Genomic DNA, 22,630 nt, shown 5'->3' with positions numbered 1-22,630 from the left:
GAGATTTCTATACCGGAAAAGCGTTTCCGATAAATACGACTGGTCCATTTATCTCTGCAGTAGAATCTGGACTCAATACAGGATCGACTTGTGCCGTCAATTCATACGTGTTGAAACCCAATCCAGGGGATGAATCGACATGTAACATGGAACTTAAGAATCTAGCTTGTTCGTCAGATTCAAAGCTGGCGCCATCGCGACCTTCCCAAATGATTGGTCCCCCGATGCCCTTACGTATCCTCCATATCAGTGCCAAATCAAAAAAGTTAGGTGACACCATTGCTAAATTAAAGAAATTTGGAGAGCTCCATCCTACCTGCCCCTGCAGTACTACCACGGCATCTTGGAAGAGTGAGATAGTAAGAGTAGTGATAGCAACTTCTTCATTGGTCACAGTTATTAAGCCGGGAGAAGGGATGAATATGGATGATGGTACAGAAAATTCAAATCCTGCATTCCCTGTAGCTCCGGTAGCGCCAGTAACACCAGTAATACCGGTAGCTCCTGTATTCCCCGTAGCTCCTGTAGCACCAGTAGCTCCAGTAGGACCCGTGATCCCAGTCATGCCGGTAGCTCCTATTGGGCCAGCTGGACCCGTGGCTCCTGTACAACCAACACATCTTCTCCAAAAATCACAGAACCTTTTAAAACTCAATTTCTTACCCCCTTTTTTAAAACACTACATTATCTTATTAAATTAAACCCTTTTTTGATTGGACAAATCCCGATTTTTATATCAATTATTCCGCTGGAACTATTTACTAGGGGATTTTTCAAGACATCGTTTCAAAAAGGTAAAGATTTCTGAAAAAATCAGGACGTAAGGAAGGTATCCACATATTATTCATAGCAGGAATAAGCGTCTACCATGAAGCTCGATAGAATAAATGAAATCAAAAAATCCCTAACATGGGGAAAAAACAGCCCCATGTTAGGGAATCAGTTTATAGGTGTTTAAAATTTTTGATTGTCCACAAAAACATTCTTCTTATGCCATTTAAAGTATGGCTTATTTTCAGGATGAATTGCGATTTTTATGCTTTTTCCTAATCGGTACATATCATATTCTTCCTCAGGAATCTGCTGAGAAATATGTATTCTACCTTGACCATCAAAGGTGATTAAGCCTTTTTCATACAACGCGTCATGATTGTAGCATAACACTAGACCGTTGTAAGGATTAAGGCGTTCCTCATCCGTACTATCCTTCCAAGGTTTAGCGTGACTGGTCTTTAGTAGGGCAGCCATTCCAATTCCACATAGAGGGCAATGATGATTCCAAAGAGGCATAACCAATTTTCTGAATTTTTGTTGACCACAGCGAATTTTCATTTTGGCTTCTGATTCTGTTTCGGCGAGAAGTGCTTGTAAGGGATTTCGCTCTTTTGCAATGACTTCATCGACAGAGAGCTCTAACTGATCTTCATCGGCATTAAATATGTTAAGCATACTAATATATTCTAAAAGTTTTAGTGTGAGTTCTTCGTTACAGGGATATAAATAACCAGAATTTCCGGTGCCATCCTCCTGGAATGCTGAATACTTAATAGGAAGATACTGAGTGATTTCATCAAAATGGTCCCGAATATTAAGGGGAATCTCCAATTCGCGATACTCGGTTTCGACCAGATATCCATTTTCCATCTTATGATTTCGAATTCTTTGAGGTCTTATATCTTCTTGACAACCCTTTTTCACAATACTTATGGCGACAATCGATCCTTTTACATAATGGAAAATGCGATCACCATTTTTGATTTCTTGGATTATTTTAGATGAGTGTGGAACCAATCCGGATTTATCTATTTGAGGGGACCAAATAATCCCTAAATGTCTTTCTTCTTGATATGTAGTACCCTGCATGACAATAAAACTATTCAACGTCTTTCCTCCTACTTGCTACGATATGCGATTTAAATGAAAGAGCTGGTTTGTTACTCTTCGAACAAACATAATCTATGTAACTTATCATACCCTAATTATTTCAGAAATGTAATGATAACGTGTTAAAAGGCAAAGAAGTAAGTTAGGAAATGAAAGGATTTTAAATACCAGGTTGTAAGGGGAGAGAAGGAACGTGAGCAAAGAGAATAAAAAGAGTACGCCTCAAATATTTTAATGTTTGAGGCGTACTTAGGTAATGAAGATGCGATTGGTAAAGTAAATAAATTAGTTAAGAATTCGTACTGCTTTTACAAAAAGAGGTTTCCAGTATGAACTGTTAATATCTGCATAAGATACACCTTTAGAGGTAGAAGCATTGATCATTTGATTATTTCCTGCATATATCCCTACATGGTTGATTACTCCGTCACGATTAGTATCAAAAAATACTAAATCTCCTTTTTTCAGAGAATAAGAAGATACGGGAACTCCCATTTGAGCTTGGCCGGTTGAGGTACGAGGCAAGGAAATTCCAGCTGCTTGGAATGCTTTCATAGTAAAGGATGAGCAATCGAACGCGTCGGTGCGTGATGTGCTTGCCGCATAAAGATATTTAGCTCCTAAATATTTATTAGCAGCGGTTAAGACCCGGTCCACTTCAGATGCAGATGATACAGTCGTCGTCGTGTTACCTATGGAAGCTGTCGTAGCTTTTCCTGAAACTTTAATAGACTGACCGATCTGAAGAGCATTCACATTTTTGATGGAAGGATTTAAAGAAAGTAAAGCTTTGACCGTCGTTTTATATGTTTTTGCAATATTGGAAAGGTTATCTCCTGATTTAATTTTATAGGTTGAGGTCGAACTACTTGTTGTAGCGGTTGTGCTAGTAGTCGTAGCTTTTCCTGATAGTTTAATAGATTGTCCAATCCGGAGAGCATTAGCATTTTTGATGGTTGGGTTTAAAGAAAGTAAAGCATTGACCGTCGTGTTATATTTTTGTGCAATGTTGGAAAGATTGTCTCCTGATTTAACCTTATATGTATTGGTTGAACTGCTTGTTGTAGCAGAAGTACTAGCAGTCGTAGCTTTTCCTGAAACAATGATGGATTGTCCGATACGAATTCGGTCTGAATTGGAAATGCTAGGGTTCAATTTCAATAATGAACTTAGCGAAAGGTTATATTTTTTAGCAATTTCACTTAGTGTGTCGCCAAGTTTAACGACATGATTCTTTGTTGAAACTGTACTTTTTGTCGAAGATTCGTTAATTTTTAAAACCTGTCCTGGAAATATTAGATTACTAGTTAAATGATTTTGAGACTTTAATTTTTGAATCGTTGTATTATTTGCTTTTGAGATTTTATATAAACTATCGCCGGATTTTACATGATAAGTGCTTGCATATGCTGAATTGCTGACGAATAGGGTGCCTATGATAGAACCCGCGATGATGAAAGACTTTTTTGAGCTATTCATAAAAAGGAAAATTCCTCCTGATATTTTATAATATTATTGCACAATTTATATTGTGCAATAATATTATAAGGTAATTAAACCAGTAAAGTATTAAAAATAGAAAAAAATTCTGTTATATCCATTAAAGTTTCATTACTTATATTACATAAATATTACAAAAAATATAATGGAAGCATAGGTTGTTACCTATTACCTAGATATTTTCAATTAATTAGAAATCTGGATTTTTCATGACAAAGAAGATGATTTTTTGCCCATATCCATTATTGGGTATTTTGATAGTCATTGAGTGTAGATGAAGAGTTTATATGCTATTCAAGAAAATAAGCATCATAAGATAGATGAAAGGGAGAATAATAGTAGGATTAAAGTTTTAACGTTAGTTATCTGAAGAAATATACTAATAAAATAATTATGACTAATTAAAAATATATTGTATTACTTAATAATCCCATATAAAATGATATCCAATCCTATGAAAAATCGTTAAAAAATATCCTTGTATAATATCAGTGAAATGGTCTGATAGTTTCTACCTGGCTGCCATAAAAGCCGGACTACAGGGAAGTATGGATAATAGAGATCAAACAGGTATTTAGCTACGTTTGTAAGTTATTCGTTTTTACTTACAAAAGGTTCCTGACCTAATCGTAGTACAACTACTTAGTTTTAGAAGAAGCTCTTATTTTTCATACTTTCTGTCCAGTGGCTGAAAGTATGAAAAATAAGGGCTTTTTATACATGAATAATCAATAGGAAAAGATAAATCGAAGAGGGTGATCGTTTGTATTTCTTGTTGAATATCCTAGGGGTTTTGGTTGTCATGGGGATTATATACCTGTGCTCGCCAAATAGGAAAAATGTTAAATGGAAAATCATTCTTACCTTGTTGGTCATTGAGTTGCTTATTACCTGGTTCATGTTATCGACCACAATCGGAACATGGGTCATTAAGCAGATTGCTACTTTCTTCACCTGGTTGATTGCTTGTGCAAATGAAGGGATTTCTTTCGTATTCCCTTCTGTTATGGCCAATGAACAAGTGGATTTCTTTTTCAGTGCCTTAATGCCAATCATCTTTATCATTACGTTTTTTGATATTCTCTCGTATTTCGGCATCCTGACTTGGATTATAGATAAAGTCGGTTGGCTTATTTCAAAAGTGTCGGGTTTACCGAAACTGGAAAGCTTCTTTTCTATCCAGATGATGTTTCTCGGAAACACTGAAGCTCTCGCCGTAATACGGATGCAACTTGTTTCTTTAAAAGACCAACGTTTGCTTACATTCGGAATTATGAGTATGAGTAGTATAAGTGGTTCCATCATCGGTGCGTATTTATCCATGGTACCGGCAGAGTTTGTGTTCGTAGCCATTCCCTTAAACTGTTTAAATGCCTTGCTGATTGCCAATATGTTGAATCCCGTTACTGTCAGTAAAGAGGACGATGTCGTGTATATCCCAACAAAAGAGGAACGTAAAGACTTCTTTTCAACGATTTCAAACAGTATGCTGGTTGGAGTCAAAATGGTCATCGTCATCATGGCCATGGTAATCGGGTATGTCGCGTTGACTGCCAGTCTGAATGGTATATTAGGACTTGCAGTAGATGGGTTGACGATACAGAAGATTTTCTCGGTTATTTTTAGTCCATTCGCTTTCTTGTTTGGATTAAACTGGGAAGATACGATGTATGTTGCTCAATTAATGGGTATCAAGCTCGCCACCAATGAATTCGTGGCCCTGCTGGATTTGAAGAATCAGATAAGCGGTATGGCACCACATACAGTCGCTGTTGCAGTGACGTACCTCACTTCATTTGCAAATTTCAGTACGGTCGGCATGATTTATGGAACATTCAATTCCATTCTTGACGAGGAAAGATCAAGCATCATCGGAAGGAATGTTTGGAAGCTTTTGCTTAGTGGAATGGCAGTCTCCATGCTCAGTGCCATGATTGTTGGCTTGTTTGTTTGGTAACGATATGGGTATAAAACTGTTTTACTAGAAAACGTAAATATAATGATATTGAGACGTAAAACAAGAGGCTGTCCCAAAAAGGGTAGTTAAGCTTAAATTAAATAAATAAAGAGAGGCAGATATGTTGATTTAACAACACTTCTGCCTCTTCAATTTTGCGTTATTTTACTCAAAAAAGGGACTTATGAGACAGCCTCTTGTTTGTCCAATAGAAGTGAAATAATCGTAGCATTAGCGTATATCAAAAGGGTACAAATGATTTAAGGTGTCCATCCAGCATTTTTCAGAGCATGAGATAAAACGCTAAAATAAATATTTAAAATGCAGAATTTTCTGATTAAACAACATATTTTACTACTTTAATACAAAATATTTCTAAAATGCATGGAAAGACCTATTTGGAATTTAAATATTAAATTGTAAATATTTAAAATATTTGGTATATTTAAGTAGAAAATTAAATATGTTAATTATTTGGTGCGAATAAAATGATTCACTTTATTTGCTTAAAAGGGAAATCGGTTTGATTCCGATGCTGTCCCGCAACTGTATTTGGGAGCGATTCGAAAAATACCACTGATTCTATGCTTATAGAAACGGGAAGGTTCGAAAAGTGATGATCATAAGCCAGGAGACCTGCCGAATAATCATGCATCAATTACCTACGAGGATAGGAGGTGTTAATTGCGGATTACTTGGCATGAATAATTACTGTGAATTATCATGTTTATTTAGGTAACGATTCGTTAATTAACAACTTCCAATGGAAGTTGTTTTTTTATGACCCAATTTTATCTAAGGACAGTTAGGCTATTCCTGATGGGTGAAAAGAGATTTAAAAGTATGTATCAATCATCGAGGTAAAATGTTACCGCTTTCAATTAAGAGTTAATTTGGATAGGAGGAGTAAAAATGTCGATACAAGAAAACTACTCACCTGGGCTGGATGGAATTATAGCGTCAGAAACGAGACTCTCATTCCTTGATACGGTTCAAAGTGAAATTGTAATCGCAGGATACGATTTAATTAAATTGGCTGATCATGCAGAATATTTAGATATTGTGAATCTGTTACTAAATGATAATCTTCCAACCTCAGAGGAAAAAGCGTACCTAGAGAATAAATTGAAGGAAGAATATGAAATACCGACTGATATTTTAAAGATTTTTAAACTATTACCAGAGAAAACACATCCTATGGACGCGTTAAGAACAGGGATTTCCGCATTAGCCGGCTATGAACAGCAGCTTGATGATCGTTCAACTACGGCCAATAAAGAACGCGCTTACAAACTATTGGCGAAAGTTCCCAATATTGTGGCAAATAGTTATAGAGTGTTGAATAAGCAAGAGGTTGTTCTTCCAAATAAACTTTTATCATACAGTGCAAATTTCTATTACATGATTACTGGTAAAGTGCCAACAGAACTGGAAGAAAAGGTTTTCGACCAATCTTTATTATTGTATAGCGAACATGAAATGCCAAATTCTACGTTTACAGCTCGGGTAATTGCTTCTACACAATCCGATTTGTATGGTGCGTTAACAGGAGCTGTTGCTTCGTTGAAAGGCAATTTACATGGTGGAGCAAATGAAGCGGTCATGTACATGCTTTTAGAAGCTGGAACAGTTGAAAAGTTCGAACAGTTGCTTGGAAAGAAATTAGCAAATAAAGAAAAGATAATGGGCTTTGGTCATCGTGTCTATATGAAGAAGATGGATCCAAGAGCGCTTATCATGAAAAAAGCGTTAAAACAACTTTGCGACAATAAAGGAGATGATCTCCTTTATAGAATGTGCGAAGCTGGTGAAGATGTCATGGTAAGAGAGAAAGGTCTTTACCCGAATTTAGATTATTATGCGGCACCTGTCTATTACATGCTAGGTCTACCAATTGAAATCTATACACCGATTTTCTTTAGTGCTAGAACAGTAGGATTATGCGCTCATGTGGTTGAACAACATGCAAACAACCGACTTTTTAGGCCGCGTGTAAATTATATAGGCGAGCGTCGTAACCACACTATTTTAACCAATTAAAAAAATGTAAGTTATCAGCTCGCCGAATGGTCGTTCTGACCAACGACCATTTCTAATAATAAATGACTTTGTATAGAAAGGGAATGAAAAAATGTTAAAGGTGAATGGAATTAATCAGACGGATGTATTATTAGAGACAATTGCAGATTATGTGTTAGATAAAGAGATTACTAGTACAGAGGCGTACGAGACTGCCCGTTATGTGTTACTTGATACAATTGGCTGCGGAATTTTAGCGCTTCAATATCCAGAATGCACCAAATTATTAGGACCGGTCGTCCCAGGGACAGTAGTACCAAATGGCACACGTGTTCCAGGTACTTCATATGTACTGGATCCAGTCAAAGGAGCATTTAATATTGGCTGTATGATTCGATGGTTGGACTATAACGATACGTGGTTAGCTGCCGAATGGGGACATCCATCTGATAATTTAGGAGGTATTCTTGCAACAGCGGATTATTTAAGCCAAGTGAATATTGCGGAGGGAAGACAAGCACTAACTGTGCAGGATGTTCTTGAAATGATGATTAAAGCACATGAAATTCAGGGTGTATTAGCATTAGAAAATAGTTTGAATCGAGTGGGGCTTGATCATGTTTTATTCGTAAAAGTAGCGACGACGGCTGTTGTTACAAAAGCTCTTGGAGGTACTAGAGAAGAGATTATTCATGCCATATCCAATGCATGGATTGATAACTCCAGTCTCCGTACATATCGTCATGCACCAAATACAGGGTCTCGTAAATCATGGGCTGCTGGGGATGCAACAAGCCGGGGTGTTCATTTAGCCTTAATGGCTGTTAAAGGAGAAATGGGATATCCGACAGCTCTTTCAGCACCAGGATGGGGCTTTCAAGATGTTTTGTTCAATAAACAAGAACTGAAGCTTGCTCGTTCATTAGATTCGTATGTAATGGAGAATGTGTTATTCAAGGTATCCTTCCCAGCTGAATTTCATGCGCAAACAGCTGCCGAGTGTGCAGTGGAATTGCACGATGAAGTTAAAAACCGTTTGAATGAAATAGAAAAGATCACCATCACAACACATGAATCAGCTATTCGTATCATCGATAAAACAGGACCATTAAACAATCCTGCGGACCGTGATCATTGTATTCAATATATCACTGCTGTTGGTTTAATTTATGGAAATATTACGGCAGACCATTACGAAGACGAAGCGGCCAGAGATATAAGAATTGATCAGCTGAGGGATAAAATGGTGGTAGTGGAAAATAAACAATATACTACGGATTACCTTGATCCGAACAAGCGCTCAATCGCTAATGCTGTACAAATCCATTATCGAGATGGAACGGTTTCGGAACTTGTGGAATGTGAATATCCTCTTGGTCATCGTTTTAGAAGAGAAGAAGCGTTTCCAAAGGTTATTAAGAAATTCACTGATAACATTAGTACCCATTATTCACAAAAACAACAAAAGAAAATTCAAGAAGCATGTTTAAACCAAAAGGTATTATCCAATTTAAAAGTAAACGAATTTGTGAATTTATTTTTAATCTAAGGGGGGCTTATCAGTGGCTTGGATAGTAAATAAACAATCATCACAGGAAGAACTGGCAGAACGTTTCTTGCAATTAATACAAGCATCAGGCATTTTACAAATTCCAGGTACGCATGATGCAATGGCAGGGCTCATAGCTAAGGAATCAGGCTTCCATGCCCTATATTTATCTGGGGCCGCTTATACAGCGAGCCGAGGTTTACCCGATTTAGGTATTGTATCTTCTGGAGAAGTGGCGGAACGTGCAAGAGATATTGTCCGTGCTACAGATTTGCCGATACTAGTGGATATCGATACAGGATTTGGTGGGGTGCTGAATGTGGCCCGTACGGCTAGAGAAATGCAAGAAGTAGGAATAGCAGCCGTCCAAATAGAAGACCAAGACCTCCCGAAGAAATGTGGTCATTTAAATGGTAAAAAGCTTGTATCTACAGAAGAGATGCAGCAAAAAATCAAGGCAATTAAACAGGTTGCACCTTCACTCATTATCGTGGCGCGGACGGATGCACGGGCAGTAGAAGGAGTCGAAGCTGCCATTGAAAGAGTGCATGCCTATGTCGAAGCTGGAGCGGACGCCATATTTCCGGAAGCACTGCAATCAGAAGAAGAGTTCCGACACTTTGCCCAACGAATTGATGTGCCATTGTTGGCCAATATGACCGAATTTGGGAAAACGCCATATTATACAGCAGAAGAATTTTATGACATGGGTTACCAGATGGTGATTTATCCTGTATCTTCTCTTCGTGTAGCGGCAAAAGCCTATGAGCGAGTGTTTGAACAAATCAAGAATCAGGGCACACAAAAGGAATCCTTGTCAGATATGCAAACTCGTAGCGAGTTATATGAGACAATTGCTTATCATGATTTTGAAGGCTTAGATAAAGATATCGCTAAAACGGTTTTAACTAAAGAACAATAGATAAAAGATGCTAATGGGGCTGTCCCGAAAGGGGTAATTTAGCCCGAATTGATTAAAAGTGAAGAGGCAGAAATGTTGATTTAACTACATTTCTGCCTCTTCACTTTTGCGTTATTTTGTTTAATAAGGTCTTATGAGACAGCTCCTTACTTTTTTAACAGGAGACTTTTACAAGGGTTTGCAGTTTAATTCCAAACCTTTTTTAAAAGGCAATTTTCGTAAGTGTTGTTAAAGGGGTATTTTTTTGGGTGATATGATTTTTTAGGATGCCTTTCAACTAAAAGAATGGGCTAGTGAAAATAGTCAGAAGTGAAAAGGAGAGAGTGAAAATGAGTTTAGCAAGTTATATCGGGTGTAATGTAGAGATACCACTTAGTGATGAGGATTGAGATAAATTAATTATAATTGGCAATTGTTTCTCAGATAAGTATGACCGACTAAATGTAAAGGTCCATCAATTTCCTACATCCTATGTTTATGAAGTATCAAGCAATTTGGTGATTGAGATTACGGAATATGTGAACAAAAAAATAGTGCTGAATCGAAAGAAAAGCTGATTGCACTATGTGAAATTATGGACAGCTACCTTGAAGAAGGTGATTTTTTTGAACTGTATAGTTGATGGGTGGGGAAGAAGCGGATAAGCGAGAAAATACGATAACCCTGAAAATCACTAATTTTGATATTGACCAAATTGAAATACCTGAAAAAACACTAGTAAGATTTGAGAAATAAGTTCCCCATTTCAACTCAAGTGGGTTAATTCAATAGCGGTTAAAGTCATTTTTCTAACTGGATGTGACTTTCTAAACCTCCCGCAAATGACTACTACCATATTTTATTGGCAATGAGTTTATGTATCTATATTGAATAGAATTCCTAAGTAAGTAAAGAGTAAAATAGTACAGATTCATAAGAAGTTGAAATTCTTTACATAGGGTAGTGGGGTATGGTATCTTGTTGTTGAGGAGGGATGAGGATGGATAAAGAAATAGAAGAAAAGGACCTTTTCATTGAAGATGAATGCTGTATCAATCCTTCCCAGGACCGGAAGAGTCATCACTCAGATGCAGTAAAAAAGAACTTAACGACCAGGTTAAATCGGATTGAAGGTCAAATCCGTGGTATTAAAGGTCTTATAGAAAAAGATACGTATTGTGATGATGTTATCACCCAAATTGCCGCGACTCAAAGCGCCATGAATAGTGTGGCCAAGATCTTATTGGAAGGTCATATGAGAAATTGTGTCGTGAATAGGTTGAACGATGGAGATACTGAAGTCATAGATGAAGTGCTGATCACGATACAAAAATTAATGAAAAAATAAAGGAGAAGTGAATGGAATGGAAAAAGTAACATTAAACGTAAGCGGTATGTCTTGTGGACATTGTGTGAATGCAGTGGAAAGTAATGTAGGTAAGCTTACTGGCGTAGAAAACGTAAAAGTCTTTCTTGAATCTGGAAAAGTAGAAGTTGCTTTTGAAAAGGAAAAGGTTACTCTTGAAGAAATTAAAGAAACAATCGATGATCAAGGATACGATGTCGAATAAATTGTAAGGGTGCTTTTATCGAGCACTTCTTTTTTGTGAATTATTATACCCCATGGTGGTATAGGAAAGAAGGGGAGGATATGAGTATAAAGGAAACCAGCATGCAAGTGTCTGGAATGACGTGTGCGGCCTGTGCGAACCGGATTGAAAAAGGGTTAAACAAAATGGATGGCGTTGAGGAAGCTACCGTCAATCTAGCCCTTGAAAAATCAACAATTAAATATGACGCTGAAAAGGTAAGAGTCCAGGATTTGGAGAGCAAAATACAAGACTTGGGATATGACGTGGTCAAGGAGAAAAAAGAAATCACCATCACCGGTATGACATGTGCGGCCTGTAGCAATAGAATAGAAAAAGGACTTAATAAGATGGAAGGCGTTTCCGCGGCTACTGTGAATCTTGCGCTTGAAAATGCGACCATTGAATTTAACCCTTCTCAGACTTCTACTCGGGAAATCATCCAGCGAGTCGAGAAGCTTGGATATGGGGCGTTAATCAAGGAGAATGAGCAGGAAGCGGTGGATTATCGCCAGAAAGAAATAAAAAAGCAAAAGAGGAAATTCATTATTTCGCTCATTCTATCATTGCCATTGTTATGGACGATGGTCGGGCATTTTAGCTTCACTTCGTTCATATATATGCCAGATTTCTTGATGAATCCCTGGGTGCAAATGGCTTTCGCTACACCCGTACAATTCATAATCGGTGGACAATTTTATGTAGGTGCATATAAGGCACTGAAGAATAAAAGTGCGAATATGGATGTTTTGGTCGCAATGGGGACATCTGCTGCGTATTTTTACAGTGTATACCAAGCAACCCTTTCTATTGGTGCACATCATCATACGGCACAGTTATACTTCGAAACAAGTTCGATACTGATCACACTCATCCTCCTAGGCAAGCTTTTTGAAGCCAGGGCCAAAGGGCGTTCTTCGGAAGCCATTAAAAAGCTGATGGGGCTTCAGGCCAAAACGGCATTGGTGCTAAGGAATGGAGTCGAACAAACGATATCTCTTGAAGAAGTCATCGTGGGAGACATGGTCCTGGTTAAACCCGGTGAAAAAATTCCGGTGGATGGAGAAGTAATCGAAGGCAATTCCGCTGTCGATGAATCCATGTTAACAGGAGAAAGCATTCCAGTTGATAAAAGTATCGGGGACACGGTGATCGGTTCCACATTGAATAAAAATGGTTTCTTAAAAATGAAAGCTGTCAAGATCGGAAAAGATACGGCTCTTTCGCAAATCATTAAGGTGGTGGAAGCTGCTCAAGGCTCGAAAGCGCCGATCCAAAGGCTGGCAGACAAAATTTCCGGCGTATTCGTACCGATTGTTGTTGGCCTAGCAATTTTAACTTTCCTCGTAAGGATAATCTGGGTGAATCCGGGTGAATTTACGCCAGCTTTTGAAACGATGATTGCAGTATTGGTCATTGCTTGTCCGTGTGCCTTAGGTTTGGCTACACCAACTTCAATCATGGCTGGTTCTGGACGCGCAGCAGAGTTCGGAATTTTATTCAAGGGTGGCGAGCACCTGGAAACGACTCACCACATCGATACGGTTATTTTAGATAAAACGGGGACCGTCACAAACGGGACACCCGTATTGACGGATGTCATCATTGATAATGGAATGAATGAAAAACAGTTTTTGTCTCTGATCGGAGCTGCAGAAAAGCAATCTGAACATCCTCTTGCGGAGTCCATTGTGAAAGGCATACAAGAAAAGGAAATTCCACTTGGGGATGTTCAGGAGTTTGAGGCTATACCAGGTTTTGGTGTGAAAGCGGTCGTGGACCAAAAGGTGTTATTGGTGGGAACCCGTAAATTGATGAAACAAAACCAAGTGGATGTTACTAAAGCGTTAGCTTTGATGGAAGACCTTGAAGGGCAAGGGAAAACATCGATGCTTGCTAGTATTGATGGAGAATATGCAGGTCTTATAGCAGTGGCTGATACGATTAAATTAACATCTCAAAGAGCCATAAATCGGTTAAAAGCGATGGACATTCAGGTCATCATGATAACGGGGGATAATCAAAGGACGGCTAAAGCGATAGGAAACCAAGTCGGGATTGATCAAGTGATTGCGGAGGTGTTGCCAGAAGGGAAAGCGGAAGAAGTGAAAAAACTCCAGGCGTCCGGAAGAAAGGTCGCAATGGTCGGGGACGGAATCAATGATGCACCGGCACTCGCTCTCGCTGATATCGGAATGGCTATCGGGACGGGAACGGATGTCGCCATGGAAGCCTCGGATATAACGCTTATACGGGGTGATTTAAATAGCATTGCGGATGCCATCCTCATGAGCAGAAAAACGATGCGGAACATCAGGCAAAATCTATTTTGGGCTTTTGCTTATAATGTGGTTGGGATACCGATAGCGGCTTTTGGTTTTCTTGCACCGTGGCTTGCAGGTGCTGCGATGGCCTTTAGTTCTGTATCTGTTGTACTTAATGCCCTTCGTCTCCAACGGGTGAAGCTTTGATTTTTGGTATTGATCGGTAAGTCTTTTTTTCAAAAAGGTCAGAAATGTTGTTCGTCAACGTTTCTGCCTTTTTTAGGTTTATTGTTTTGTAAACATGTTATTTGGAACTTTCTAAGTGTTTTTCCAAATCTTTATCAACAATAAAAACTTCGATTCTTTCACCTGTTTTGGTACTAATATCACTATGGGAAGAAAGCACCTTACAGCTTGTTAGTTCTTCGACTATTTTTTCATATTGCTCACTGTACATTTCACGTAGAAGAGAGCGCATTTTCTTTACAAGCTTCTTTCCAGAATCCTGACTGACAAGATGTTTTTCTTCGATAGTCAAAACTCCCTTGAAACGTGTGATGATCATGTCATTAATTATGTAGGTTTTGACTTCTTGTGGACCTCTGCCGATTAAATCACGCTGGAACTTAATGAATGCTGCACTAATTTCGGCTTCAATTTTCTTTTTTTGATTTAGCATAATGCCTCCGACTTCTCCATGGGTTATATATGGGACTTATCATAAAGCCGAATTCAAGTTTTTGTCAATGGAATTATGAGTTTATATGGTAATGTTAGAAAAAAATAGAAAAATAGAGGAAATGATGCTTTTGATTAATAAAATGGATTTAAATGGTTAAAAACGACGTTATTTCTGGTTATATGAAGTTTTTTTTAGGTTTACAAACGTTTGGTAATGAGCGTAGAATATGCTCATCAATAACAATTTGATATCGGCCAAATCTCAAGTGATTGAGAACGGAGGACCCACTATTTATGGGGTTAATTCTGCATTTTGCAGAAGGGATGTGATACTCTTTCGCCATCCTACCCGTCAGCTAACTTCGTCGGCTAAAGCGAAGGAGGTCATAAGACCACCTTAATTCAGGAGGCTTTTTTGTTGTATGTATAGCAAAATAGCAACCTGTCATTTTAGTAGGTCTTTTTATTATGCCTATATTTATGAAAAGGTTTCTTGGAAGACAGATCGCAAAGAGAGCTTTAAAGCTTGCTGGGCGATAAGTAGACCAATGAGTATTTTTTCTCCACTGATTATGTTTGTTTTTGCATGTCTTTCTTGTTTTGGCGTGAATTTTTTCAATCCCGAAACTTTGATGGATATACAATGGCGAACTTTAGGAGAAAGAGTATACATTGGTCTATTTTTTATGTTTTTAATTGGTGGCACTGCACGGATGAGCACGGCGGGGAGTTGGATATTGAAAATTGGGGTGAAAGAAAGTGAGTGCAGTTTTTGTGGTCGGCAAGGGGAAATTATTTGAATCAGTAAAGGATAGCATCAATGAAAGTCATACGGATACACGTAATCTACAAATCTTTGATTATGAGTTAGGAAATTCTAAGAACATTTTTTTGAAATTACCGTTTAAGCAATTAGAACCAAATCACTTTATCTACCTATTTCCTAATTCTCTATTTGATGGGATAAAACTACTTGCACTGTTTTCGGTGTACGAATCAATCCATTTATTTATTGTCACGAGTTGCTACGGATATTCCAAGGAGTACAAAAGAATGGGTGCTGATTGTGTAATCTGTAGTAAACCAGGCACATCTAGCTTTAACTGGCTTTTAACTAGTTAGACTGTCCTACTTGTTAGTGAAGGAGGTGGATCGAAGGTTTCTTCAAAACAAAGGTAAGGTGGGGTTTTTGAATGGAATTTGTAACGATTTTACTTATGTCGGCACCCTTTTTTCTTTTCAGTGGATTTATTCATTTTTGTAACAAAGTTATAACGAAAAAAGGAGAGTAGTATATGTTGTTTCTTATTGCAGGGGCGGTAACCGTGTATTTAATTCATGCTTTACTATACCCGGAAAAATATTAATAGAACGTTAACGGAGGAAATGTAAATGGATTTTTTACAAATCAGTGTGGTGTTGCTTTTTGTAATTTTACTAGCAATACCAATGGCTAAATACTTAACAACGGTATTTTCCCTTGAAACTACAAGGCATGATCGGGTGTTTGGGTGGGTAGAAAGAGGCGTTTATAAACTATCTGGAATCAAGACAAATGATATGAATTGGAAGCAATATGCACAGGCATTGCTCTTGAGTAACTTAGTCATGTTTATTATCTCATATGTGATCTTACGTTTTCAGGGACTATTGCCAGGGAATCCAAGCGAGATCGCTAACATGGATTCTTTACTGGCCTTCAATACGGCAGCAAGTTTTCTTACGAATACCAATTTACAGCATTATAGTGGAGAATCCGGTCTATCGTACTTATCACAAATGGTTGTCATCATCTTCTTGATGTTCACGACACCTGCTACTGGTCTTGCCCTATGCATCGCTTTTTTTAGGGGCTTGACCGGCCAGAGGAGTTTAGGAAACTTCTACGTGGATTTAATTCGATCCATCATTCGGGTGCTTTTGCCACTCTCTGTTTTGGTCAGTTTGATTCTTGTTTCGCAAGGAGTACCACAAACCCTTGATCCTACAGCCGTTGTTACTACTTTAGAAGGAGCGACTCAAAATATAGCAAGGGGACCTGTCGCCGCATTGGAGTCTATCAAACATATAGGGACTAACGGTGGTGGATTCTTTGGTGCCAATTCGGCGCATCCATTTGAGAACCCTAATGCCTTTACGAATGTTTTAGAAATTTTATCGATGATCCTCATTCCTGCTGCCCTCCCATTGACATTTGGATATATGGCCAAAAGTAGAAAACAGGGTTGGATCCTTTTTTCAGCGATGGGACTTATGTTACTTGCCTTCCTTTGTGTGAATTACTTTAGTGAACAAAATGGAAATCCCCAATTGGAAGCGTTAGGCCTATCGCAAGAAAGTGGCAGCATGGAAGGTAAAGAGGTACGTTTTGGCATTGCTCAGAGTGCGCTCTTTACAACGGTTACGACAGCAGCGACCACGGGAACAGTTAATAATATGCATGATACGCTGACGCCGCTCGGGAGCATTGCGCCATTTGGCATGATGATGTTGAATTGCGTATTTGGCGGTGATGGTGTAGGTACGGTAAATATTCTCATGTATTCAATTCTGGCTGTATTCATTGCGGGGCTCATGGTCGGACGTACACCTGAGTTTTTAGGTAAGAAAATTGAAGGAATGGAAATGAAATTAATAGCCATGGCAATTCTTTTGCATCCAATAATCATCTTGGTGCCTTCTGCTCTTGCATTAACAACACAAATGGGGACAGAGGCCATTTCTAATCCAGGTTTTCATGGGATTTCACAAATTATCTACGAGTTTACTTCATCTGCCGCGAATAACGGATCCGGGTTTGAAGGATTAGGAGATAATACACCTTTTTGGAATATTTCCACTGGGTTAGTCATGTTATTTGGCCGTTATTTCTCCATGATTGCCATGATTGCCGTTGGTGGATCATTACTTGCCAAAAAACGTGTCCCAGAAACGATGGGGACATTTAAAACAGATAATAGTACATTTCTTGTCATTCTGTTAAGTACAGTTTTAATTATTGGAGCTTTGACTTTCTTCCCAGTTCTTGCCCTGGGCCCTATCGCAGAATGGTTAACATTTAGATAAATGATGAAAAGGAGTATTACCGATGAATACGAAGCATAATGGAAAAGTAAATAATAATGATATGATTTTTGAAGCGATGAAAGATGCTTTCAAAAAATTAAATCCCAGAACCATGGCCCGAAATCCTGTTATGTTTGTCGTGGAAATTGGGTTTGTCTTGACTCTTTTTCTCACCATATTTCCTCATTTATTTGGGGGGATACCGGATAGGGGATATACCAGTGCGGTGACGGTTATTTTGTTCCTGACGATCCTTTTTGCCAATTTCGCTGAAGCGTTGGCTGAAGGTCGGGGAAAAGCACAAGCAGATAGTTTAAAAAAGACAAAGCAAGATACGAAAGCAAAGGTAATTCAAAAAGATGGATCGATAAAGATTGTCGATGCCACAGAGCTGCGTAAAGGTGACACAGTTTTAGTAGAAGCCAACGATTTAATTCCTAGTGACGGTGATGTCATTGAAGGAGTGGCTGCTGTTGATGAATCAGCCATCACTGGTGAATCCGCAAATGTCATAAAAGAACCAGGCGGGGACTTTAGTTCGGTTACAGGCGGAACTAAAGTGATCAGTGATTATATAAAAATTAGAGTGAGCAGTGATCCCGGGGAGTCATTTCTGGATCGAATGATTAACTTGGTGGAAGGGGCTAAACGGCAAAAAACGCCTAATGAGATTGCCCTTAGCACACTACTTGTGAGTTTGACACTCGTTTTTTTACTTGTTTGCGTAACACTTGTCCCCATTGCTTCGTATATAAAAGTGACATTGCCAATCGCCACTTTGGTTGCATTGCTGGTTTGTTTGATTCCAACGACGATAGGGGGTCTTCTTTCAGCTATAGGAATCGCCGGAATGGACAGAGTGACACAATTCAATGTGATTGCTAAATCTGGAAAATCCGTTGAGGCAGCTGGAGATATCAATACTATCATCCTTGATAAAACAGGCACGATCACACACGGTAACCGGATGGCTTTTGCCTTGCTGCCAGTGCAAGGTGTCAGTCAGAAGGAACTTAATACGTTCGCAGTTTATTCATCCCTTCACGATGAAACCCCAGAAGGACGTTCTGTTGTCGAATTTGTCAAAAAATCGGGGTTGCTTGAAAAAGAATTAGAAAAAGGCGAGTCGGAAGGCATTGATTTTACCGCAGAAACCAGGATGAGCGGGACGGATTTTTCTGATGGGAGGATTGTCAGAAAAGGTGCGGTGGATTCAATAAAGAAGTATATAAAGCAACAGGGAGGAAAGATTCCCAAAGATTTGCAAGATATTAGTGATGAAGTAGCAAGCCAAGGGGGTACACCACTCGTTGTCGCAGAAGGAACTCGGGTATTGGGTGTCATTTATTTAAAGGATACGGTAAAAGCGGGTATGAAAGAAAGATTTGATGAATTGAGGAAAATGGGCATCAAAACCGTCATGTGTACAGGCGATAACCCCTTAACGGCGGCAACAATTGCCAAAGAAGCCGGGGTCGATGATTTCATTGCTGAAGCCAAGCCCGAAGATAAAATTGCCGTGATTAAGCGTGAACAGGCGGAAGGAAAACTTGTTGCGATGACAGGGGATGGAACGAACGACGCCCCTGCTTTGGCACAGGCAGATGTTGGTTTAGCGATGAATACAGGAACTAATGCAGCCAAAGAAGCCGCCAATATGGTGGATTTGGATTCAGATCCTACTAAAATCATTGAGGTGGTGGCAATAGGAAAACAGTTACTCATGACACGCGGAGCATTAACAACGTTCAGTATTGCAAATGATGTAGCTAAATATTTTGCGATCATACCAGCTATGTTCATGTTAGCTATTCCTCAAATGAAAGCTTTAAATATTATGGGATTGGCCACACCTCAAAGTGCGATATTATCTGCCTTGATATTCAATGCCATCATCATCCCGCTCTTGATCCCGTTAGCGATGAAGGGGGTAAAGTATGTTCCAATGAGTGCTACAAGGCTGTTAACGAAGAATCTATTTCTTTATGGATTGGGCGGGGTGATCGTCCCTTTCATTGGCATCAAGTGTATAGACGTAATTCTTGTACTGTTCGGATTAGCTTAAATCAAATATAAGGGTGAGAATAGATATGTTGAAAAATATACGTATTGTATTGGTTTTATTGTTTATATGTGGAATGGCCTATCCGTTACTCATAACGGGTCTTTCACAAGTATTGATGCCTGCCCAAGCAGAGGGTAGCTTAATTAAAAATGAAAAAGGGCAATTTATCGGCTCGGAGTTAATCGGTCAATCTTTTGAAGGCGCTGGATATTTTCATGGGCGTATTTCTTCCATAAACTATGACGCCGCAGGCTCAGGGTCGCTAAACTATTCACCGTCCAATGAAGAAATGATAAAACGAACGGAAGAAGAAATGGCTACATTCCTTAAAGAGAATCCTACCATAAAAAAAGAGGAAATACCTTCTGACTTAATGACAAACTCGGGTTCGGGTCTTGATCCAAATATCTCTCCGAAAGGAGCACTCGTTCAGGTCCCTCGTATTGCAAGAGAAAGGGGAATACCTGAAAAGACTGTATATAACCTTGTTGAAGAACAGACGGAAAATCGTTCAAATGGAATTTTTGGCGAATCCCATATTAATGTTTTGAAGCTGAATATTACTTTGGATGAATTGAAATAAGCGAGAGTGGGAAGTGCTTTTCACTTCCCTATTAATCTAGAAAGAAATCTGGAGGGGGTTTTTTGAGAGAACAATTCAGAAGGAAAACGCCAGATGAAATTCTACAGTCCATTTCTGACATCAAAAAAGGCCGCTTGAAGATTATTCTGGGGTCTGTTAGCGGTTCAGGGAAAACCTATCATTTGCTACTTGAAGGACATGAGTTGAAAAAGCGTGGTATTGATGTTGTAGTCGGGATCATTAGTGATTCTAATAACAAGATCACGATGGAACAAGTGGATTGCCTAGAAGTAATCCCCACCATTGAGTGGGAGCAAAATGGATTTATAAGGAAAGACTTAAATATGGAACAAATCCACAAAAGGAACCCCGAAGTGATATTAGTCGATCAGTTAGCACACAAAAACCGACCAGCTGCTAAAAATCCAACTAGATTAGAAGATGTCATGGAGTTAATCAGAAATGAAATAAGTGTCATCACAACAATAAATATATATGAATTGAAAGGGGTGAAGGAAGTTGCGGAACATCTTCTGAATCTCCCCCTCCATGTAAGTGAGGTCTTACCCGAAAATACGTTGACGCAAGCTGATGAAGTACGACTTTTGGATGTTACGCCTGAAGCAATCCTCAAACGTTTCCAAGAAGGAAAAATTGTGGAAACACAGGCACGAACAGATATCGATGTGAAACTCTTTAAAAGAGATAACTTAGCAGTCCTAAGGGAACTATCACTCAGGTTTTTAGCTGGGGAAGTAGAAGAGGATCTCACCGAACATAGAGAACAGGAAGGGTTAATGGGACCAACAGGCGCTTCTGAACGGATTTTGGTCTGTGTACAATATCATTGGAACGGCTCCATCTTAATACGGAGAGGAGATCAAATAGCCAAACGGTTAGGTGGGGAATTAGTTGTTGTCAGCTTTATTCCAAGTGATAAAAACCTGTCTAAAGAAGAATCGTTATTTAAAAGTTCCATACAAAAACTCACGGAAAAACTAGAGGGGAAGTTCGAAGAAAGAATCATAAGCGGCAGCGAAATCGCTAAAGAGATCGTTGATTATGCAATGAAGCATTATATAACCCGGATCATCCTGGGGCAATCAAAAAGGACGAGATGGGAAGAAATAATCCATGGCTCAATAGTCAATAAAATATTGAGCCAAACTAAAAACATTGATATTTGCGTGGTAGCGGACCGCGCAAAAGGAGGAGGAGAAAGGGTATTACCTGCGGTTCAATCAAAGAAAAAGAAAAAGAGAAAGAATCCTTATCGAAGACTTTCACCTGAAGAAATGAAAGAAAAAATACAAGGAGTTAAAAGAGGGACATTGAAGGTGTATATTGGTTCTGCGCCAGGCGTAGGAAAAACGTACACTATGCTGAGGGAAGCCAACCAGTTAAAGAAAAATGAAATTGATATTGTTATTGGATTATTAGAGACACATGGTCGTAAAGAAACAGCTTCCCAAGTTGACACGTTAGAAATGATACCCCGGAAACAGGTTCCATATAAGAACGTCGTGCTGGAGGAAATGGATCTTGACGCCATCATCACCCGCAATCCTGAAGTTGTGCTTGTAGATGAATTGGCTCATACCAATGTGCCGGGAAGTAAAAATCAAAAACGTTATCAAGATGTGATGAGCATCCTGGAGGCTGGGATATCCGTTATTTCTACCATGAATATTCAACATGTAGAAAGCTTGAATGATAGTGTAGAGCAAATTACAGGAGTTCGCGTACGAGAAACTGTTCCGGACAGAATCCTCCAGTTAGCGGATGAGCTTGAATTAATTGACGTCTCCCCAAAGGCGCTTAGACAGCGAATGCAAGAGGGGAACATATATAGCATGGATATGGTCGAGCAGTCCTTGAACAACTTTTTTAAGACTCGTAATCTCATTGCATTGAGAGAACTTGCACTACGTGAACTGGCAGATGATGTGGATGACAGATTGGAATCATTCAAGCGAAAAGAAGGAGTGAGGGGACCGTGGAGAAAAGAGGAAGTCATCTTTGTTTGCGTCAACCTTAAACCAGAAACCGAGCGCTTAATTAGGAGGGGCTTCCGAATTGCCTATCGACTCAAAGCGAAGTGGTATGTAGTCTATGTTAAAGACCAACGTTCACTAACTAATGAAAAGCAGCTGATATTGGATAAAATCAGAAGCCTTACGAAACGATTAGGTGGCCAATTCGAAATGTATTCAACAACCAACAGGCGATCGGTGGTAAGTGAAATCACTAAACAATTACAAGACAAAAAAGCCACCCAAATCATCATTGGCCATTCAGCAAAAGAAAGATGGCAAGAAATCATACAAGGATCGATCGTGGCCCAACTTTTACGAGAGGCGAGGCACCTTGATATTTTAATTGTGGCGGATTGAAAGAATATATTCATAATGATATAGATTAAAAGGGGGTTAACGGAAACCGGATCATTCAAAATGAAAGGTGTGTTTTCCAAAGCACAGAGTATCATGTTTTTATTCAAAAACCTCTCCAATTTATTTATTATGTCAGTCCATATTGAGCTATAGGTAAGGTTTATAGAATTTCATATGTA

Annotated in this window: 17 protein-coding genes, 1 pseudogene and 3 riboswitches; of the genes and pseudogenes, 14 read left to right on the top strand and 4 right to left on the bottom strand. The window is 39.0% G+C overall.

Features of this window, described 5'->3' with window-relative positions; all coding sequences use genetic code 11:
• Window positions 1-7: 7 nt before the first annotated feature.
• From ACIQXN_RS12445 to ACIQXN_RS12435, 3 genes are all read right to left on the bottom strand, one after another.
• The gene (locus ACIQXN_RS12445) at window positions 8-655 is read right to left on the bottom strand and encodes a hypothetical protein (RefSeq protein WP_402966775.1); all 648 of its coding nucleotides are present in this window, start codon (window positions 653-655) and stop codon (window positions 8-10) included.
• Window positions 656-954: 299 nt separating this feature from the next.
• Window positions 955-1,881, bottom strand: coding sequence for an HNH endonuclease (locus tag ACIQXN_RS12440; protein ID WP_402966773.1), 927 nt, complete (start codon window positions 1,879-1,881; stop codon window positions 955-957).
• 288 nt (window positions 1,882-2,169) lie between these two features.
• Window positions 2,170-3,363, bottom strand: coding sequence for a C40 family peptidase (locus tag ACIQXN_RS12435; protein ID WP_402966771.1), 1,194 nt, complete (start codon window positions 3,361-3,363; stop codon window positions 2,170-2,172).
• Window positions 3,364-3,842: 479 nt separating this feature from the next.
• A riboswitch (purine riboswitch) is annotated at window positions 3,843-3,943 on the top strand.
• A 204-nt stretch (window positions 3,944-4,147) separates the two neighbouring features.
• Between ACIQXN_RS12435 and ACIQXN_RS12430 the strand changes: the two genes are divergently transcribed.
• From ACIQXN_RS12430 to ACIQXN_RS12395, 8 genes and pseudogenes are all read left to right on the top strand, one after another.
• Window positions 4,148-5,341 (top strand): NupC/NupG family nucleoside CNT transporter, encoded by a 1,194-nt coding sequence (locus tag ACIQXN_RS12430; protein WP_402966769.1) that lies wholly within the window; start codon window positions 4,148-4,150, stop codon window positions 5,339-5,341.
• A 458-nt stretch (window positions 5,342-5,799) separates the two neighbouring features.
• A riboswitch (cobalamin riboswitch) is annotated at window positions 5,800-5,999 on the top strand.
• Window positions 6,000-6,253: 254 nt separating this feature from the next.
• Complete coding sequence (mmgD, locus tag ACIQXN_RS12425; protein WP_402966767.1) at window positions 6,254-7,381, top strand: citrate synthase; 1,128 nt, start codon at window positions 6,254-6,256, stop codon at window positions 7,379-7,381.
• A 91-nt stretch (window positions 7,382-7,472) separates the two neighbouring features.
• Entirely contained in the window at window positions 7,473-8,909 is a 1,437-nt protein-coding gene (gene prpD, locus ACIQXN_RS12420; RefSeq protein ID WP_402966765.1) for a 2-methylcitrate dehydratase, read from the top strand.
• A gap of 13 nt (window positions 8,910-8,922) precedes the next feature.
• On the top strand, window positions 8,923-9,831 hold the full coding sequence (prpB, locus tag ACIQXN_RS12415) for a methylisocitrate lyase (protein ID WP_402966763.1): 909 nt from the start codon (window positions 8,923-8,925) through the stop codon (window positions 9,829-9,831).
• 398 nt (window positions 9,832-10,229) lie between these two features.
• Window positions 10,230-10,566, top strand: a pseudogene (locus ACIQXN_RS12410) (hypothetical protein).
• Window positions 10,567-10,810: 244 nt separating this feature from the next.
• Window positions 10,811-11,158 (top strand): metal-sensitive transcriptional regulator, encoded by a 348-nt coding sequence (locus ACIQXN_RS12405; protein ID WP_402966761.1) that lies wholly within the window; start codon window positions 10,811-10,813, stop codon window positions 11,156-11,158.
• Window positions 11,159-11,174: 16 nt separating this feature from the next.
• Window positions 11,175-11,381, top strand: coding sequence for a copper chaperone CopZ (gene copZ, locus ACIQXN_RS12400; RefSeq protein ID WP_402966759.1), 207 nt, complete (start codon window positions 11,175-11,177; stop codon window positions 11,379-11,381).
• Between the two features lie 80 nt (window positions 11,382-11,461).
• On the top strand, window positions 11,462-13,870 hold the full coding sequence (locus ACIQXN_RS12395) for a heavy metal translocating P-type ATPase (RefSeq protein WP_402966757.1): 2,409 nt from the start codon (window positions 11,462-11,464) through the stop codon (window positions 13,868-13,870).
• A 97-nt stretch (window positions 13,871-13,967) separates the two neighbouring features.
• Here ACIQXN_RS12395 and ACIQXN_RS12390 read toward each other — a convergent pair whose 3' ends face one another.
• Complete coding sequence (locus ACIQXN_RS12390) at window positions 13,968-14,342, bottom strand: Na-translocating system protein MpsC family protein (protein ID WP_402966755.1); 375 nt, start codon at window positions 14,340-14,342, stop codon at window positions 13,968-13,970.
• Between the two features lie 245 nt (window positions 14,343-14,587).
• Window positions 14,588-14,730, top strand: a riboswitch (cyclic di-AMP (ydaO/yuaA leader).
• A 36-nt stretch (window positions 14,731-14,766) separates the two neighbouring features.
• Here ACIQXN_RS12390 and ACIQXN_RS12385 point away from each other — a divergent pair.
• From ACIQXN_RS12385 to ACIQXN_RS12360, 6 genes are all read left to right on the top strand, one after another.
• Entirely contained in the window at window positions 14,767-15,144 is a 378-nt protein-coding gene (locus tag ACIQXN_RS12385; RefSeq protein ID WP_402966753.1) for a hypothetical protein, read from the top strand.
• A 495-nt stretch (window positions 15,145-15,639) separates the two neighbouring features.
• Entirely contained in the window at window positions 15,640-15,711 is a 72-nt protein-coding gene (locus ACIQXN_RS12380) for a potassium-transporting ATPase subunit F (protein WP_402967123.1), read from the top strand.
• A 25-nt stretch (window positions 15,712-15,736) separates the two neighbouring features.
• Window positions 15,737-17,410, top strand: a complete 1,674-nt coding sequence (kdpA, locus tag ACIQXN_RS12375) for a potassium-transporting ATPase subunit KdpA (protein WP_402966751.1) — start codon at window positions 15,737-15,739, stop codon at window positions 17,408-17,410.
• A gap of 22 nt (window positions 17,411-17,432) precedes the next feature.
• Window positions 17,433-19,475: a potassium-transporting ATPase subunit KdpB gene (gene kdpB / locus ACIQXN_RS12370; protein ID WP_402966749.1), complete on the top strand. Its 2,043-nt coding sequence runs from the start codon at window positions 17,433-17,435 to the stop codon at window positions 19,473-19,475.
• Window positions 19,476-19,500: 25 nt separating this feature from the next.
• A complete protein-coding gene (gene kdpC, locus ACIQXN_RS12365) occupies window positions 19,501-20,058 on the top strand; it encodes a potassium-transporting ATPase subunit KdpC (RefSeq protein ID WP_402966747.1) in 558 nt (185 codons plus the stop codon).
• A 62-nt stretch (window positions 20,059-20,120) separates the two neighbouring features.
• Window positions 20,121-22,451, top strand: a complete 2,331-nt coding sequence (locus tag ACIQXN_RS12360; RefSeq protein WP_402966745.1) for a universal stress protein — start codon at window positions 20,121-20,123, stop codon at window positions 22,449-22,451.
• Window positions 22,452-22,630 lie beyond the last annotated feature (179 nt).

Origin of the sequence: Peribacillus sp. NPDC097295, assembly GCF_044761665.1 — a bacterium.
GTDB lineage: Bacteria > Bacillota > Bacilli > Bacillales > DSM-1321 > Peribacillus.
Note: the sequence above shows the minus strand (reverse complement) of the source record. Positions and strands in the feature narration are given on the sequence as shown.

What these genes read in the sequence shown, in the direction of transcription:
- ACIQXN_RS12435 (WP_402966771.1), bottom strand. Translation starts at nt 3,363, where the DNA reads ATGAATAGCTCAAAAAAGTCTTTCATCATCGCGGGTTCTATCATAGGC.
- mmgD (WP_402966767.1), top strand. Translation starts at nt 6,254, where the DNA reads ATGTCGATACAAGAAAACTACTCACCTGGGCTGGATGGAATTATAGCG.
- prpD (WP_402966765.1), top strand. Translation starts at nt 7,473, where the DNA reads ATGTTAAAGGTGAATGGAATTAATCAGACGGATGTATTATTAGAGACA.
- ACIQXN_RS12405 (WP_402966761.1), top strand. Translation starts at nt 10,811, where the DNA reads ATGGATAAAGAAATAGAAGAAAAGGACCTTTTCATTGAAGATGAATGC.
- copZ (WP_402966759.1), top strand. Translation starts at nt 11,175, where the DNA reads ATGGAAAAAGTAACATTAAACGTAAGCGGTATGTCTTGTGGACATTGT.
- ACIQXN_RS12395 (WP_402966757.1), top strand. Translation starts at nt 11,462, where the DNA reads ATGAGTATAAAGGAAACCAGCATGCAAGTGTCTGGAATGACGTGTGCG.
- ACIQXN_RS12390 (WP_402966755.1), bottom strand. Translation starts at nt 14,342, where the DNA reads ATGCTAAATCAAAAAAAGAAAATTGAAGCCGAAATTAGTGCAGCATTC.
- ACIQXN_RS12385 (WP_402966753.1), top strand. Translation starts at nt 14,767, where the DNA reads ATGTATAGCAAAATAGCAACCTGTCATTTTAGTAGGTCTTTTTATTAT.
- kdpA (WP_402966751.1), top strand. Translation starts at nt 15,737, where the DNA reads ATGGATTTTTTACAAATCAGTGTGGTGTTGCTTTTTGTAATTTTACTA.
- kdpB (WP_402966749.1), top strand. Translation starts at nt 17,433, where the DNA reads ATGAATACGAAGCATAATGGAAAAGTAAATAATAATGATATGATTTTT.
- kdpC (WP_402966747.1), top strand. Translation starts at nt 19,501, where the DNA reads ATGTTGAAAAATATACGTATTGTATTGGTTTTATTGTTTATATGTGGA.